The 15225-nt window shown below is 66.3% G+C and carries 13 protein-coding genes; 5 read left to right on the top strand and 8 right to left on the bottom strand.

Features of this window, described 5'->3' with window-relative positions:
- Nucleotides 1-106: 106 nt before the first annotated feature.
- The 4 genes from D4754_RS05845 to D4754_RS05835 all read left to right on the top strand — a co-directional run bounded on the left by D4754_RS05845 (nt 107) and on the right by D4754_RS05835 (nt 4850).
- Complete coding sequence (locus D4754_RS05845; RefSeq protein WP_121061980.1) at nt 107-724, top strand: MarC family protein; 618 nt, start codon at nt 107-109, stop codon at nt 722-724.
- A gap of 139 nt (nt 725-863) precedes the next feature.
- Nucleotides 864-2642, top strand: a complete 1779-nt coding sequence (locus D4754_RS05840) for an SLC13 family permease (protein WP_121061979.1) — start codon at nt 864-866, stop codon at nt 2640-2642.
- Nucleotides 2643-2795: 153 nt separating this feature from the next.
- Complete coding sequence (locus tag D4754_RS23860; RefSeq protein WP_163025790.1) at nt 2796-3068, top strand: hypothetical protein; 273 nt, start codon at nt 2796-2798, stop codon at nt 3066-3068.
- Nucleotides 3069-3191: 123 nt separating this feature from the next.
- Nucleotides 3192-4850 (top strand): FAD-binding dehydrogenase, encoded by a 1659-nt coding sequence (locus D4754_RS05835; protein ID WP_121061978.1) that lies wholly within the window; start codon nt 3192-3194, stop codon nt 4848-4850.
- Between the two features lie 48 nt (nt 4851-4898).
- On the opposite strand, the gene D4754_RS05830 is transcribed toward D4754_RS05835, so the two are convergent.
- The 8 genes from D4754_RS05830 to D4754_RS05795 form a co-directional block, all read right to left on the bottom strand.
- Nucleotides 4899-6677: an SLC13 family permease gene (locus D4754_RS05830; RefSeq protein ID WP_121061977.1), complete on the bottom strand. Its 1779-nt coding sequence runs from the start codon at nt 6675-6677 to the stop codon at nt 4899-4901.
- A gap of 100 nt (nt 6678-6777) precedes the next feature.
- Nucleotides 6778-7695: a DMT family transporter gene (locus D4754_RS05825; RefSeq protein ID WP_121061976.1), complete on the bottom strand. Its 918-nt coding sequence runs from the start codon at nt 7693-7695 to the stop codon at nt 6778-6780.
- Entirely contained in the window at nt 7692-8504 is an 813-nt protein-coding gene (locus D4754_RS05820; protein WP_121061975.1) for a TIGR00282 family metallophosphoesterase, read from the bottom strand. Before D4754_RS05820 ends, D4754_RS05825 begins: the two co-directional genes overlap by 4 nt.
- 258 nt (nt 8505-8762) lie before the next feature.
- On the bottom strand, nt 8763-10121 hold the full coding sequence (locus D4754_RS05815; protein ID WP_121061974.1) for a cytochrome P450: 1359 nt from the start codon (nt 10119-10121) through the stop codon (nt 8763-8765).
- On the bottom strand, nt 10118-11377 hold the full coding sequence (locus tag D4754_RS05810) for a lipase family protein (protein ID WP_121061973.1): 1260 nt from the start codon (nt 11375-11377) through the stop codon (nt 10118-10120). Before D4754_RS05810 ends, D4754_RS05815 begins: the two co-directional genes overlap by 4 nt.
- 282 nt (nt 11378-11659) lie before the next feature.
- Nucleotides 11660-12895 (bottom strand): HlyD family secretion protein, encoded by a 1236-nt coding sequence (locus D4754_RS05805; RefSeq protein ID WP_121061972.1) that lies wholly within the window; start codon nt 12893-12895, stop codon nt 11660-11662.
- A gap of 4 nt (nt 12896-12899) precedes the next feature.
- Entirely contained in the window at nt 12900-13343 is a 444-nt protein-coding gene (locus tag D4754_RS05800; RefSeq protein ID WP_121061971.1) for a hypothetical protein, read from the bottom strand.
- Nucleotides 13344-13485: 142 nt separating this feature from the next.
- Nucleotides 13486-14181 (bottom strand): nitroreductase family protein, encoded by a 696-nt coding sequence (locus tag D4754_RS05795; RefSeq protein ID WP_121061970.1) that lies wholly within the window; start codon nt 14179-14181, stop codon nt 13486-13488.
- Between the two features lie 136 nt (nt 14182-14317).
- Here D4754_RS05795 and D4754_RS05790 point away from each other — a divergent pair, with 136 nt between their 5' ends.
- Entirely contained in the window at nt 14318-15223 is a 906-nt protein-coding gene (locus D4754_RS05790) for a DMT family transporter (protein WP_121061969.1), read from the top strand.
- Nucleotides 15224-15225: the final 2 nt, after the last annotated feature.

Raw genomic sequence — 15225 nt, 5'->3', positions numbered from 1 at the left:
GATAACCCCTTGCGCTATGGAATAAAAGATGCATCCGTGGCCCATAGCTCACAGCGTTTCCTCACGTCCCGGCGCATAGGCACAGCCGCGACCCAAACGGATTTTCATGACTATCAATCTTTTCGAACAGTTCGTCGTCCTCTGGGTCGTGATCGACCCCATCGGAACCATTCCCGTCTTCACCGCCGTGACGGCGGGCCTCTCCCCGGCGCAACAACGCAAGACCGCGCTGCAGGCCGCACTTGTGGCCGCAGGCGTGCTTTTGTTCTTCCTCGTGCTGGGGCAGTTCCTGATCGATGCGCTGGGGATCTCGCTCCCTGCCTTCCAGATCGCGGGCGGGCTGGTCCTGTTCCTGTTCGCGCTGACCATGATCTTCGCGGACACCGGCAAGGAGTCCGAGCCGTCCGAAGACGACAACCCGGCCATCTTTCCGCTGGCGGTGCCGTCTCTCGCGTCACCCGGGGCGATGCTGGCCATCGTGCTTCTGACCGACAATTACCGCTTCTCGGTTCCCGAACAGGTGGTGACGGCGGGGGTGATGGTGTCGGTGCTGGCCGTGGCCTTCCTGTTCATGCTGGCGGCCACCCCGATCCTGAAGGTGATCGGCCGCACGGGCGCCGCCATCGTCAGCCGGGTGATGGGCATGATCCTGGCCGCCGTGGCCGTCGACAACGTGATCGAGGCCATCGTGCAGCTGATCCGGGACGGCCTGCCCGCGGTCTAGACGGTCCGGCCCGCGCGGCCGGCGCCTGCCGATGCCATCTTGTCCCCTGAACCGAAACGGTTACAGAGTGTTAGCCGGGACTGGCCGCCCCGCCGTCCTTCCTCTGGCCTCCACGATGCGAGGCTCATAGGGTGCGGTCATGACCCAGGATCAGATCATTCTTTTCGCGCTGTTCGGCGCTGTCTTCGGCCTCCTTCTGTGGGGGCGGTTCCGCTACGATCTCGTGGCCTTTTCCGCGCTGCTTGCAGGCGTGGTGCTGGGGGTCGTGCCGTCCGATCAGGCCTTTGCGGGCTTCGGCCATCCCGCGACGCTGGTGGTGGCGCTGGTGCTGATCGTGTCGGCCGGGCTGGTGCGGTCGGGCGCCGTGATGCTGATCACGCGGACGCTCGTCGATACCGGCCGCGGGCTTGGCGCGCATATCACGCTGATGGGCGGGCTTGGCGCCGTCCTGTCGGCCTTCATGAACAACGTGGCTGCCCTTGCGCTCTTGATGCCCGTCGATATCCAGACCGCCCGCAAGGCCAAGCGCCCGCCGGGCCTGTCGCTGATGCCCCTGTCCTTCGCGACGATCCTTGGCGGCATGGCCACGCTGATCGGCACGCCGCCCAACATCATCATCGCCTCGATCCGCAACGATGCCCTTGGCGCGCCCTATTCGATGTTCGATTTCGCGCCCGTTGGCGGGCTGGCTGCCATCGCGGGCCTTCTCTTCGTCTCGCTGATCGGTTGGCGCCTGATCCCGAACCGGGCCGATGCGGGGGCCGAGGCCGCCGATTTCGCCTCCTACATCGCCGAGTTGACGGTGCCCGAGGAATCCGACCAGATCGGCCGCCGTGTGAACGAACTGGACGAAGAGGCCGAGGCCGCGGATGTCGCCATCGTGGGCCTGATCCGCGACGGCGAACGCCGCTATGGCCGTGCCTCCACCGTGAAGCTGATGGCCGGAGACGTGCTGGTGATCGAGGCGACGTCGGAAGCGCTCGATGAATTCCGTGCGGGCCTGTCGCTCGATTTCTCCGACGGGGACCGGCAGGACCAGCTGACCGCCGCGGGCGAGGGGCTGGAAGTGGTCGAGGCCGTGGTGCCCGAAGGCGCCCGCATCGCCGGCCGCACCGCGCAGGCGCTGGGGCTGGCCTGGCGGCAGGGTGCGATCCTGCTGGGCCTGTCCCGGCAGGGTCGTCGCATCCGGTCGCAGATCCGCCGGACGGTGGTGGAACCGGGCGATCTCGTCCTGCTGCTCAGCCCCAAGGGGCGGGGGCAGGTGGTGGCCGACTGGCTGGGCGTGCTGCCCCTGGCCGAACGCGGCCGCGACGTGACCGCCGATGACAAGATCTGGCTGGCGCTTGGTCTTTTCGCCGTCGCGGTTGCGGCGGCGGCCTTCGGGCTGATCTACCTGCCGGTGGCGCTGGGACTGGTCGTCGTGGGCTACGTGCTGGCCCGCATCCTGCCGATCGCCGAGATCTACACCCATGTCGAATGGCCCGTCGTGGTGCTCCTGGGCTCGATGATCCCCCTTGGCGCGGCGCTGGAGACCTCGGGCGGCACCGACCTGATCGCCCGTGCCCTGATCACGCTGACCGACGGCCTGCCGGCCTGGGCGGTGCTGGCGGTGCTGATGATCGTCACGATGAGCCTGTCGGACGTGCTGAACAACACCGCCACGACCATCGTCGCGGCCCCCGTGGGGATCGAGATGGCCCGCGCGCTGGACGTCTCCCCGGACCCGTTCCTGATGGCGGTGGCCGTCGCGGCCTCGGCGGCGTTCCTCACGCCCATCGGTCACAAGAACAACACGCTGGTCCTTGGCCCGGGCGGCTACCGGTTCGGAGACTACTGGCGCATGGGCCTGCCGCTGGAAGTCCTGATCGTCGCGGTATCGATCCCCGCGCTCTTGGTGTTCTGGCCGATGACACCCTGAGCCATGGCCGGGCAGGACCGGTAGGGTGCGTGGTCCCCACGCACCATTCGCCAGCAAGGGGTAATGGTGCGTGCGTAGCAGGCACCCTGCGTCATATAACGGTTCGGACATTGTACCGGCCGAAGTAGCGTTGGCCAAACTATGGAGAGTTCAATGTCCGCAGATCGAGAGTATTTAACAGCTTTTGAAGACGCCGTTGCATACGAAAAACGGCTCCAGCGCGACGCAGATTGGCATCCGGTTATTGCCGTAGTTGGTTTATCTCTAATCGGTTGGTGGTATGGTCTGAATATGGACCATTTGGCATTCTACTTGATAGGATTGCTGATGCTCGCTGTGTATCGGGAAATTTTGCTAACCAGAGCGCAAATAGCCCGGGTGTCAGCTATTTGGATTCGCGAACAGGGTAAGTGTTTTCCTGAATAACTCTTGTACGGTGAGGTTCGCGACAGATTACGAGCGACTTTCGCTACCCCTTGTCCCCGCGAAACCATTTCGCAAGACCTCCATCCTGTCCTAGTCTTCCCCAAAAAAACGGGAGGGGATCACATGGACACAGCCGATGTCATCGTCGTCGGCGGCGGGCTTGCGGGCCTTGTTGCCGCGGCGGAACTGGGCGACCGCGGAAAGCAGGTCCTGATCGTCGATCAGGAGCCCGAATCCTTTCTTGGCGGGCAGGCGTTCTGGTCGCTGGGCGGGCTCTTCATGATCGACACGCCGGAACAGCGGCGCATGGGGATCAGGGACAGCCACGCGCTGGCAAGGTCCGACTGGATGGGCTCCGCCGGCTTCGACCGGGAAGAAGACGCCTGGCCCCGCAAATGGGCCGAGGCGTATCTCGATTTCGCCGCCTCCGACATGCGCCCCTGGCTGAAGGAGATGGGGTTCCGCTGGTTCCCCGTCGTCGGCTGGGCGGAACGCGGCGGCGCGTGGGCCGACGGGCACGGCAATTCCGTGCCACGCTTCCACCTGACATGGGGCACCGGCCCGGGCGTTCTGGCGCCCTTCCTGCGCCGCGTGCGCGCCCATGCGGATGCCGGGCGGATCACGTTCCGCTTCCGCCACCGGGTCGACCAGATCGTGACCGAAGGGGGCGCGGTGAAAGGCGTCTCCGGGCAGGTGCTGGCGCCCGACACCGGCGCGCGCGGGCAGAAGACCAACCGCGACGAGACCGGAAGTTTCGAATTCCGCGCGGGCGCGGTCATCGTCGCGTCCGGCGGGATCGGCGGCAATCACGAGATGGTCCGCAAGGTCTGGCCGGTCGAAGCTCTGGGCGCGCCGCCGGCCGAAATGCTGTCGGGCGTGCCCTTCCATGTCGACGGGCGGATGCAGGGCATCGCGGCCGCGGCGGGGGGCCGGGTCATCAACGAAGACCGGATGTGGCACTACACCGAAGGCATCACCAACTGGGATCCGATCTGGCCCATGCACGGCATCCGCATCCTGCCCGGCCCGTCCTCGATGTGGTTCGACGCGACAGGCCGCCGTCTGGCCCCGCCCGCGATGCCCGGTTTCGACACGCGCGCGACGCTGAAGGCGATCCTGGCCGCGGGCCACGGCTATTCGTGGTTCATCCTCACCCAGAAGGTGATCGAGAAGGAGTTCGCCCTGTCCGGCTCGGAACAGAACCCGGATCTGAGCTCGGGCAAGTGGATGGAGGTGATCCGCGCGCGCCTGTTGTCGGGCAAGGGCGCGCCGGCCCCGATCGAGGCGTTCAAGGAAAAGGGTGACGATTTCGTCGTGGCCAAGGACCTGGAAACTCTGGTCGCCGGCATGAACCGGATCGCGGGCTCCGATCTGCTGGACGCTTCGTCCCTGCGCACCCAGATCGAGGCGCGGGACAGGCAGGTGGACAACCCGTTTGCCAAGGATGCGCAGATCATCGCCATTCAGGCCGCGCGCCATCATCGGGGGGACAGGCTGCTGCGCACCGCGCCGCCGCACAGGTTCCTCGATCCCGCCAACGGCCCGCTGATCGCGGTGCGGCTGCATATCCTGACACGGAAATCGCTGGGCGGTCTGCAGACCGACCTCGATGCCCGGGTGCTGGGGGCCGACGGCGCGCCGGTGCCCGGGCTCTTCGCCGTGGGCGAAGTGGCAGGCTTCGGTGGTGGCGGCTATCACGGCTACAATGCGCTGGAAGGGACGTTCCTGGGCGGTTGCATCTTCTCGGGCCGGCAGGCGGGACGGTCGGATTTCATCGCCTGAAAGCAAACAGTGGCAGCAAGGCCGTGTCCAACGGCCTTGCGACGTGCGTCACAGCGGCCAGAGCAGCGGGATCAACGCCGAGGCCAGCAAACCGATCGACAGGTTCAGCGGGATACCCACCTTCATGAAGTCGGTGAACTTGTACCCGCCCGGCCCGTAGACCAGCATGTTGGTCTGATACCCGATGGGCGTCGCGAACGAAGCCGAGGCCGCGACCATCACCGCCACGATCAGCGGCCGTGGCTCCACCCCCATGGCCTGCGCCAGCCCGATGGCCACCGGCGTCACGAGGACCGCCACGGCATTGTTCGACACAAGCTCGGTCAGGAGCGAGGTCAGCAGGTAGATCGCCCAGACAAGGAAGAAGGGCGGCAGACCCTTCAGGGCAGGGGCCACGGCCTCGACCATCAGCTTGACGGCACCCGAGGCCTCAAGCGCCGCCCCCACCGCCAGCATCGAGAAGATCAGCGCCAGCAGGCGTCCGTCGATGAAGGAAAACGCTTCCTCGGCGTCGATACAGCGGGTCACCAGCACCGTCGCCACGGCGACCACCGACAGGGCAAGGATCGGGGCCACGCCGATGGCGGCCAGGGCCACGATGCCCAGAAGGGCGGCCAGCGCGATGGGGGCCTGGTTGCGGCGGAAGGCCCGGGCCGAGGGTTGCGAGACGGAAACCATGTCCATGTCGGTCGCCAGCCGCTGGATATCTCCCGGCGCGCCTTCCAGCAGCAGCGTATCGCCCACGCGGACGACCAGATCGTCCAGCTGGCGGCCGATGTTCTGGTTCCGCCGGTGCGCGGCCAGAACGTAGATCCCGTAGCGCCGCCGCAGCCGCATCGCGCCCAGCGACCGGCCCACCATCTTGCAGCCCGGCGTGATCAGCACCTCGACCGTGGATGTTTCCACCGCCGACACCTGGTCGACCCGCTTCAGCGACTTGGTGCGCTGAAGGCTCAGAAGCTCGGTCATTTCCGTCCGCAGCACGACCCGGTCGCCCACTTCCAGCGTCACGTCTTCAAGGTTGCGCCGCAGCGAGGCATCGCCGCGGACCACGTCGATCAGCCGCACGCCTTCGCGCTGGAACAGCTGCACGCCGGTAACCTCGCGGCCGATCAGGTTACTGTCGGGCGGCACGACGGCTTCGGTGAAGAACTTCATCTTCGACCGGTCGCTCAGCAGCATCGCAAGGCTGTCGCGGTCGGGCAGCAGCCGGGTGCCGATGAAGCGCAGGTAGATCATGCCCCAGATGACAAGGGCGATGCCCAGAGGCGTGACCTCGAATATGCCGAAGGCGGGCTGGCCGTTGGCGCGGGCCACGCCGTCGACCAGCAGGTTGGTCGAGGTGCCGATCAGCGTCAGCAGCCCGCCAAGGATCGCGGCATATGACAATGGAATCAATGTCTTGGAGGCCGAGATCTTCAGCGTCCGCGACACCTGCACGAAGATCGGGATCATCACCACGACGACCGGTGTGTTCGACACCACGGCCGACGCCACGATCACGAAGGCCATCAGCGCCACGATGGCCATGCGTGGACGTTCGGCCGCCATGTTCTGCGCCCGGCTGGTGAATTCGTCCAGCGCGCCGGTCCGGACAAGCGCGCCCATGATGATGAACATGGCCGCGATGGTCCACGGCGCGGGGTTGTTGAAGACCTTCAGCGCATCGCCATAGGGCAGGATGCCAAGGATCAGCAGCAGCGACACCCCGGTCAGGGCCACGACCTCGGTCGGGTAGGTCTCGCGCAGGAAAAGAACGAACATCCCGCCAACGATGGCCATGGCGACATAGGCGCCGACCGGATCGGGTAATGTTATGAAATCCATGAAGTTCGGCGTGCCTGTGAAAGGGGTCGTCGTTGTTTCTGCGGGTCTGCCGCCGGTGGATCAATACCGGTGGCGACCGAACGTCGCCGGTCGCAAACAGTTACTCCATCACGGAAGTGTCAGCAAGCGCGGCATTTTTGCGGGGCTGCACCAGCGCGATGCCGCACAGCACCAGAACCAGCGCGATCCACACGTAGGGAGAGTACCGTTCCCCCAGCACCAGCATCGCCCAGAAGACGCCGAAACCGGTGACAAGATAGCTGACCTGGGCGGCGAACACGGCGCCGGCCTGGCCCACCAGCCAGACATAGGCGGCATAGACGGCCACGTTGATGATGGCAGAGCCCACGATGGCCCATTCCGGCGCGCCGAAGGGCTGGAACGGGGTGATGAACTGGTCGGTGGCAATCGCGGCGGGCAGCACCAGCACCGCGGTGATCAGCGTGGCGCCGGCCAGAAGCGGAATCGGATCAAGCCCGCCCGTGCCCCATTTCGAGACGAAATTGCCCTCGAACGCATAGAAGATGGGCGCCACCATGGCCAGCGGGATCCAGACCAGCATGGCCGGATCGGGCAGGCTGGCATCGGGCAGGACGAGAATCAGCACACCGCACAACCCCACCGTCAGCCCAAGGAAGCGCCGCAGGGCGAAACGTTCCAGCCCCAGCGCCAGCGAGATCGGGAAGGCGATCATCGGGATCAGCGACAGAAGGATCGACATGATCCCCGATGGCAGGTGCTTGACCGCCATGAACTGCGTCGTGTTGGGAATGGCGGTGCCGATCATCGCGATGAAGGCGCAGAAGGTCAGCGCACGGGCGTTCAGCGGCACGGGCCGCCCGCGCAGCAGCACCAGTATCCACATGAAGGCCGATCCGATGGCCGCCTGCCAGAACATCAGCCCGAAATGGCCATAGCCCGTACTGACCGAGATCTTGGCCAATGGCTGCGTCGCGCCCCAGCCGGCCCCCAGAAGGACCAGCACGCCCAGGAAGGCGTGCTGCCGGGCCGGCGTCATGGGGCAGATTGCTCCAGCAGGCCGCCCACGCGGACCATCTGCGCGGTCACGGCCGCCCCGGTGGCATCGTCGGTTTCCACGAAGATGCCCGAAAGCGTCGCCTCTCCGGCAGCGGGGGTGAAGCGTTCCTTGTTCATGCCGGTCACGAACCGGCGCATCGGTTCGGCCTTGTCCATGCCGATGACGGAATCGTAGTCGCCGCACATGCCCGCATCGGTCAGGTACGCCGTGCCGCCCGACAGGATCCGCATGTCGGCCGTGGGCACATGCGTATGCGTGCCCACCACGAGGCTGGCCTTGCCGTTGCACCAGTGGCCCATCGCCATCTTCTCCGACGTCGCCTCGCAATGCACATCGACGATGATCGCGTCGGCCGCCCCGCCGCGGGGATGGGTCTTCAGCACGGCCTCGACCGCGCCGAACGGATCTTCGAACCCGCGCCGCATGAAGACCTGGCCCAGCACCTGCGTGACCAGAACCTTCTTGCCCGATTGCGTGGTGAACAGCCGGTGCCCGCGCCCCGGCGCGCCCTTGGCGAAGTTCAGCGGCCGGATGATGCGCTGTTCGCTTTCGATGAAGCGCAGCATGTCCTTCTGATCGAAGGCATGATCGCCCAGCGTCAGGCAATCGGCGCCCGCATCCAGAAGCGCCCTGGCATGGTCACCGGAAAGCCCCATGCCGCTGGTCGCGTTTTCGCCATTGACGACGATGAAATCGAGCCGCCAGTCCTCACGGAGCTTCGGAAGCCGTTCGGCAATCGCCGCCCGGCCGGACCGGCCCATGACATCACCCAGAAAAAGTAGTCGCATGCATCGCTGGTAATCGGCAGGTCGGGGAAGGGCAAGCCGGACCTTGCCGATGTCTGACGGAAATGGGGGAGGGACCCGTTTCATGGATCAGGTACCCGGTCGAGCTTGAACGGGGATGGTGCGGGCCCGGCAGGCACAACCCTGCGCCCCCACGGGAACGCCACCGTAGGGTGCGTGGTTCCCACGCACCATCCGCACGGGCCACCGGTGACGGTGCGTGGAAAGCACGCACCCTACGGATGCGGGGGCGCGGGCCTTTTACCGATTACGGTCGCGCGTCGTGACCCGCAGCCGGATGCCGGATTTCGACCGAACGGTCAGGTGGGCCACGGGCACGGGCACGTCCGTCGGTTCGAACCGGTAGGCGCGGGTCAGGGCGGCCAGCAGCAGCGGCCCCTCGACCATGGCGAACCCCGCCCCGGTACAGACCCGCGGCCCGGCCGAGAAGGGGATGTAGGCCTTGCGCTGGCATTCGCGCCCGTTCTCCGTCTGCCATCGGTCGGGGTCGAAGCCATCGGGGTTGTCCCACAGCCGTTCATGCCGGTGCAGATGCCACGGGCTGATCACCAGCGGCGCGCCCCTGGGCACGTGCCTGTCGCGGAAACGCTCGGGTCTCGAGGCCTCGCGCACCATCATCGGCACTGGCGGATACAGCCGCAGCGCCTCGCGGAACACGTCCCGCGTGACGGTCAGGCGCGACACGGCGCCGAAGCCCGGCGTCTCCAGCGCGCGCGCCTCCTCCGCCACCCGCTCCTGCCAGTCGGGATGGGTGGCCAGAAGGTACAGGCACCACGCAAGGGCCGAGGCGCTGGTTTCGTGCCCGGCCAGAAAGAAGATCGCCACCTGGTCGACCATTTCCGAGGTCTCGAAAATCTCGCCCGTTTCCGGATCGGGCGTGGTCATGATCTTGGTCGCCAGATCGTCGGGCGCGGTGCCGGCCGCGATCTGTTCCTGCCGTTCGGTGGTCAGCCGGGTGATCAGGCCGCGGATCTCCTTCGCGGTGGCGCGCGTCCGGCGCGAAAAGAACCGCGGCGCCCATCGGGGCAGGGGCAGGAAGGCCCCAAGGTTCACGATCGGCTGTTCCCGCTGGTAGGCGCGGAACAGGTCAAAGACCTGCGCGGCCACCTCGTGTTCGATGGGGATGGAAAACAGTGTCCGGAAGATCACGTCCGCCGCGGCATGGGACGTCACGGCCTCGATCTCGACCGGGTCGGGGCCTGCCTCCGCCTCCAGCCGCAGCACGCACGCCTCGGCCGCGGCCAGCATGGCGGGCCAGGTTTCCTTCAACCGTCCGCCTTCGAACGCCGGGTCGATGATGCGCCGCTGGCGTTTCCACGTCTCGCCATTGGTCAGGAAGACGGACTGGCCCAAAAGCGGACGCAGCCCCTCGCTCACCCGGTCGGATTTCGGGAAATCGTCGGGCCGGTCCTTCAGCACTGTCTGCACCAGTTCGGGCTGGTTCAGCAGGAAGGACCGGAAGAACGGCGTCTTGAACTCCGCCATCCACGCCCGGTACAGCCGCGCCGGCTGGGCCGACAGCAGATCGGCGCGAAACAGCCGCACGTACCGGCGCAGCGACACCTTGTCGGGCCGGGCAGGCGGCTTCGGCGGGATCACGGCCCGGCCTGCGATGTGAAGGGCGACACCGGCGTCTCGATCCGGCTTTTCGATGGCGGACGGCCTGCAAAACGCTCCCTCAGCGTCAGCGGACCGGCGGTGATACGGAAGTAATCGTAATCGCCGGGCCGATCAAAGGCGCACAGATATTGGAAATGCAGCCGGAAGAACCGCCGTTTCAGTGCGTTCCAGCGCTCGGGGCTCAGCGTTTGCGTGAACGCGCACGAGATCACCAGCGGCCAGCGTTTGCCTTCGGGCGCGACGCCGGTCACCGACACCGGATCGCACAGCGCAAAGGCGCAGCCGTCACCGGGCGCCGACACGTCGACCCACGCGATGCGGTCGGTCACCGACAGTTCTGCCAGATCGCGCCGCAGCCGGTCGGCCCGTGGCAGGAACGACACCATGGGCACGACCTGTCCCAGTGTCAGGAAGTTCAGCGCCGGGCTGTCCGGCACCCGGCCCGCCCGCAACAGGTCCGCCAGTAACGACACGCCCACATGCGCGCCCGAGGAATGGCCCACCACCAGCACCTCATCAACGCCGTCCTCGGCCAGCGCCTCGGCGATCCGGTCGGCAAACCGGGCCATCCGCGCCTCGAGCTCCGGCGGGTTGGCGCCGCCGAAACGCGCCGAAAAGGCGTAATCGTGCATCAGGTAATAGGCCATCAGCCGGTTGTCGATCCGCTTGAACCAGCGAAACAGGGCCCCGGCCGCGACCCCGCCCAGGATCAGGCCGATCAGCCCGCCCGCCACCGTGCCGTTGCCTGTCCCGGTCCCCGACAGCGCGCCGCCCGTCCAGCGGCCGATCAGGTTCAGGCCCCAGACGACGAGCCCCACCAGCAACAACTGCCCCAGCAGCACGGCCACGGGATACAGCGCCGCGATCACCGGCCCCTTCCGCAGCTTCATCAGCCGGAACAGGATCCCCGATCCCACGTAGGCTCCCACCGCCTGCGCAAGCTGCCGGTAGGTGGCGACGGTGGTCTGCTCCATGCTGCCCTTCACGATGTCGGACCATTCCAGCACGTCCACATCGACGCGCACCTCGGCGCCGTCCATCCGGCCCATGGCAGACCAGCCGAACGTATCGCCCGCCCGCGCGGCCTTCGGCAGCATCTCCAGCCCATAGCCGGAAATCCGCGCCTGCTCCGCCCCCTCGCGGCGGTAAAGCTCGCGGTAGCGGCGGGCGTGGATGGGATCGTAGCCCGGAATGTAGAACACCTTCCGGTGCCGGACCGGGTCCGTATTGCCCATGCGCGCCCTCAGCCGTTTTCGGGCACTCTATCCCCCGTGCCCGGGGCTGTGGAGTCCCGAAGGGCGCGGTGCGTGCAGAGCACACACCCTACGCAAGGCACGCGCGACGGCGCCCGGCGTCTTTGGTCCGCAAATACCTCGGGGGAGTCCGCGCGCCGCGCGGACGGGGGCAGCGCCCCCGACACGGGTCAACGCCCGACGCATCGTCCGGAAGGTGCATTGTCCAGAAAGTATAGTGCCCCCGGCGAAGATGCGTGCAGAGCACGCACCCGTCGCGCCGGATCAGTGACCGCCGGACAGGACCAGCGTCCGCACCGGGTAAAGCAGCGACTGGCTCCGCAGGATCGCTGCGTGGACAAGGCCCACGGCGTCGACCACGTGCAGGCCCACGGCGTGCAGGCCCGACACCTCACCCGATTCCAGCCGGTCGTGGTTGCTGGTATAGGCATTGGCAATGCAGCGGCTGCCCGGGATCAGATTGTCGATCCCGCCTTCGTACAAGGGCTCCATGATCGCGGTGACCGACCCCTGCGGCGGGATGCGCGAGGCATCGACTAGGTTGTCGGTCGGGCGGAACTGGCCCGAGGCGATCACGTCCTGCACATCCACGATCACCATGGGAATAACGGTGAAGGGCACCGACGGGCACGAGATCTCGGCGATCATCCCCGGCTTCACGACCTGCGCCGTCAGCTGGCCAAAGCCCGCCTGCACCCGTTTCCGGCCCGGGACGGTGGGCAGGATGATGCCCGCCGGCCGCAGGATCGGGTTGATGTAATCGCCCGGCTGCAGGGCGAACTGTTCCAGCGTGCCATCGGTGCTGGACGTCACGCGGGTATAGGACAGCTCCACCTCGGCCTGGGTCACCGCCGCCTGCGCCGATTTCAGCTGCGCGGGAAGCTGGTCTTCCAGTTGCGAGGCGATCTGCTCCTCGCCCGCTTTCGCTGCATCCAGCGAGGACGTCAGCGTATCGACCCGAGCCTTCTGGCGGTCAAGCTCCTGATCGCTCACGACATTCGCGTTGCGTTCCTGCAGGTCGAGGTTCCTCTGGTACTCGTTCGTGGCCTGGTCAAGCGACGCCTGCGCGGCCGAAACCTGCGCCTGGGCGGCATGCAGTTGCGCCTGCATCGCGGTGATGGTGGACTTGACCTCGTTCACCTTTGCCTCCGCCGTCTCCAGCGCGGACCGCTGGCGGGAATCCTCCAGCGTGAAGAGAAGCTGGCCGGCCTGCACCTCTTCGAGGTTCGTCACCAGAACCTCGTCCACGCGGCCGGGGGTCTGGGGCAGGATCGTCACCGTGCGGAAGAAGTACATCGCGTTGGTGGTCGACGGATGGAAATAGAAGATCAGCGTGATCAGCGCGATCGTCAGCATGGCGCAGGCGGTGATGCCGTAGCGCAAGACGTACCAGACCGAAAACAGCGTGATCTCGTGCCCGAAACGTTTGCCCTGCACGTAGCGGCGGAACAGGTAATCGGGCAGAATCGTCACGCACGAGGCGAACATGAACTCGAACATGGCTCTATGCCTCTTTGCCGGTCGTGGTGTCTTTGGCCGGCGTGGTGTGCGCCGGGTGGGGTTCGTCCTCGTCCCCCGCATTGTCCGGCACGTATTCGCGCCCGGCCAGCGCGGCCAGCGATCCGGCGATACTGTTGAGCGGCCCCATCAGGTTGGGCAGCTGGATGGCGGCCAGCAGGAGGGCCGCGATCCAGAACAGGTTTTCATGGGTGAACAGGCCGATCAGCGCAAGGATAGCCACCAGCTGGTACTGGGCCCGGTTCATGCCGTGGGCCATGTTCTCGGGCAGCGAATGCAGCCAGAAATACAGCGCGCCGGCGAAGAAGACGCCGATGACCACGATGATCGTCACCGTGACGAACATCTGGTCCGACCCGTCCGGCCCGGGGATGTAGAACGGGATGTAGTGGGGGGCCAGTGGGTGCAACGCTGCGCCGGTATCCGCCATGATGTGCTCTGCCTTGCTGGTTGCTGAATCCCGGATGGGCGGAAAGCCTGTTTTCCAGTGAATTCAGAGGATTCCTGTTTCCTTGCTCAGTAGCCTGCCAGATGCGGAACCGCAACAACGGCGGTCCCTCTGCGCCGCGGGATCAACCTTCCAGGAAGGTCGCGATCTCGTCCATCGGTTTCTTGATCTTGGCCGCTGCGGGCACCGTCGCGTCCGGCGCGGGATGGCCCACGGCGATGATCATCGTGGGCTTTTCCGATGACGGGCGCCCCAGCGCGTCGTTCAGGAACTTCATCGGGTTGGGCGTGTGGGTGAGCGTGTTCAACCCGGCATGGTGGAGTGCGGCCAGCAAAAGCCCCGTGGCGATGCCCACGCTTTCGGGCACGTAATAGTTCTTGTACCGCGTGCCATCGTCGAAACTGCCCCAGCGCTGCGCGAAGACGACGATCAGCCATGGCGCGATGGTCAGGTGGGGTTTCTCGGCGGTGGTGCCGATGGGCTCCAGCGCCTTGATCCATTCGTCGCCGCCACCGCCGGCATAAAACTGGCGTTCCTCTTCTTCGGCCTCGTCCCGGATCTTCGCCTTCAGCGCCGGGTCCGAGATCGCCACGAAATGCCATGGCTGGTGATTGGCGCCAGACGGAGCGGTCCCGGCGGTCTCTATCGCCATCGCGATCAGGTCCTGCGGGACAGGCGTGTCGACGAAATCCCGCGTCGTGTGGCGCCGCTTCATCCGGTCCAGAAAGCCCTGCGCTTCGGCCCGTGCCTGGGCTTCGGTCATCTCGGACCGGTCGGGCAGGGGGATCGCCTGAAAGCCAAGCTGGGATCTGCTGAACATGACGGCATTCCTTTCGTGATCGTGCGCGCCACTCTGCCACCGGATCGGCCGGTCCGACAGGGCGGATCGGCGGCATCCGCGGAAATACCGTGCCGTCAGACTTGAATGCCGCGCCTGCGCGGTGTTCAGAGGTCGGATGCTCCCGACACGAACACCCCGCCCCGTACTTGCCATTTTCTGGATGTTGCTGACAGGCATTCTGTTCGTGGGCGTCACCGCCCTGGTCAAGATCCTGGGGCAGGAGATGCCGGCCCAGCAATCGGCCTTCCTGCGCTACCTGTTCGGGATCGTCTTCCTTATCCCGATGATCCGGCCGATCCGGCGGACAACGATCACGCCGCGCCTGTGGAAGCTGTTCATCGTCCGCGGGGGCCTGCACGGGATCGGGGTGATGCTGTGGTTCTATGCCATGTCGCGCATTCCCATCGCCGACGTCACGGCGCTGAATTACCTGTCGCCCATCTACGTGACCATCGGGGCCGCGATCTTTCTTGGCGAAACGCTGGCCGTGCGCCGGATCATCGCCATCGTCGCGGCGCTGATCGGCATGGTCATCATCCTGCGCCCCGGCGCGCGCGAGATCGAGCCGGGCCACCTTGCCATGCTGGTGACCGGTATCGTGTTCGGCGCATCCTACCTGCTGGCCAAGATCACGACGGACGAGACCAATCCGGCCGTCGTCGTCGCCATGTTGTCCTTCTGGGTCACGGTCGTTCTGGCGCCGTTCGCGTGGTCCGTCTGGATGCCGCCCACATGGCACGACATCGTGCTGCTGTTCATCACCGCGGCCTTTGCGACCGGCGGGCACTACACCATGTCGCTGGCCCTGCAGGAGGCACCGCTGAACGTCACCCAGCCCGTGACCTTCCTGCAGCTTCTGTGGGCCACGCTGCTGGGCGTCGTGGTCTTCGGCGAGCCGCTGGACATCTGGGTCATTGTCGGCGGCGTGCTGATCCTGGGCTCGATCACCTACATCACGTGGCGCGAGGTGGTGATCAAGCGCCGCTCGGTCACGCCGCCGCCCAACGCCACTAAGATGTAGAC

Origin of the sequence: Chachezhania antarctica, assembly GCF_003646465.1 — a bacterium.
GTDB classification, from domain to species: domain Bacteria; phylum Pseudomonadota; class Alphaproteobacteria; order Rhodobacterales; family Rhodobacteraceae; genus Chachezhania; species Chachezhania antarctica.
Note: the sequence above shows the minus strand (reverse complement) of the source record. Positions and strands in the feature narration are given on the sequence as shown.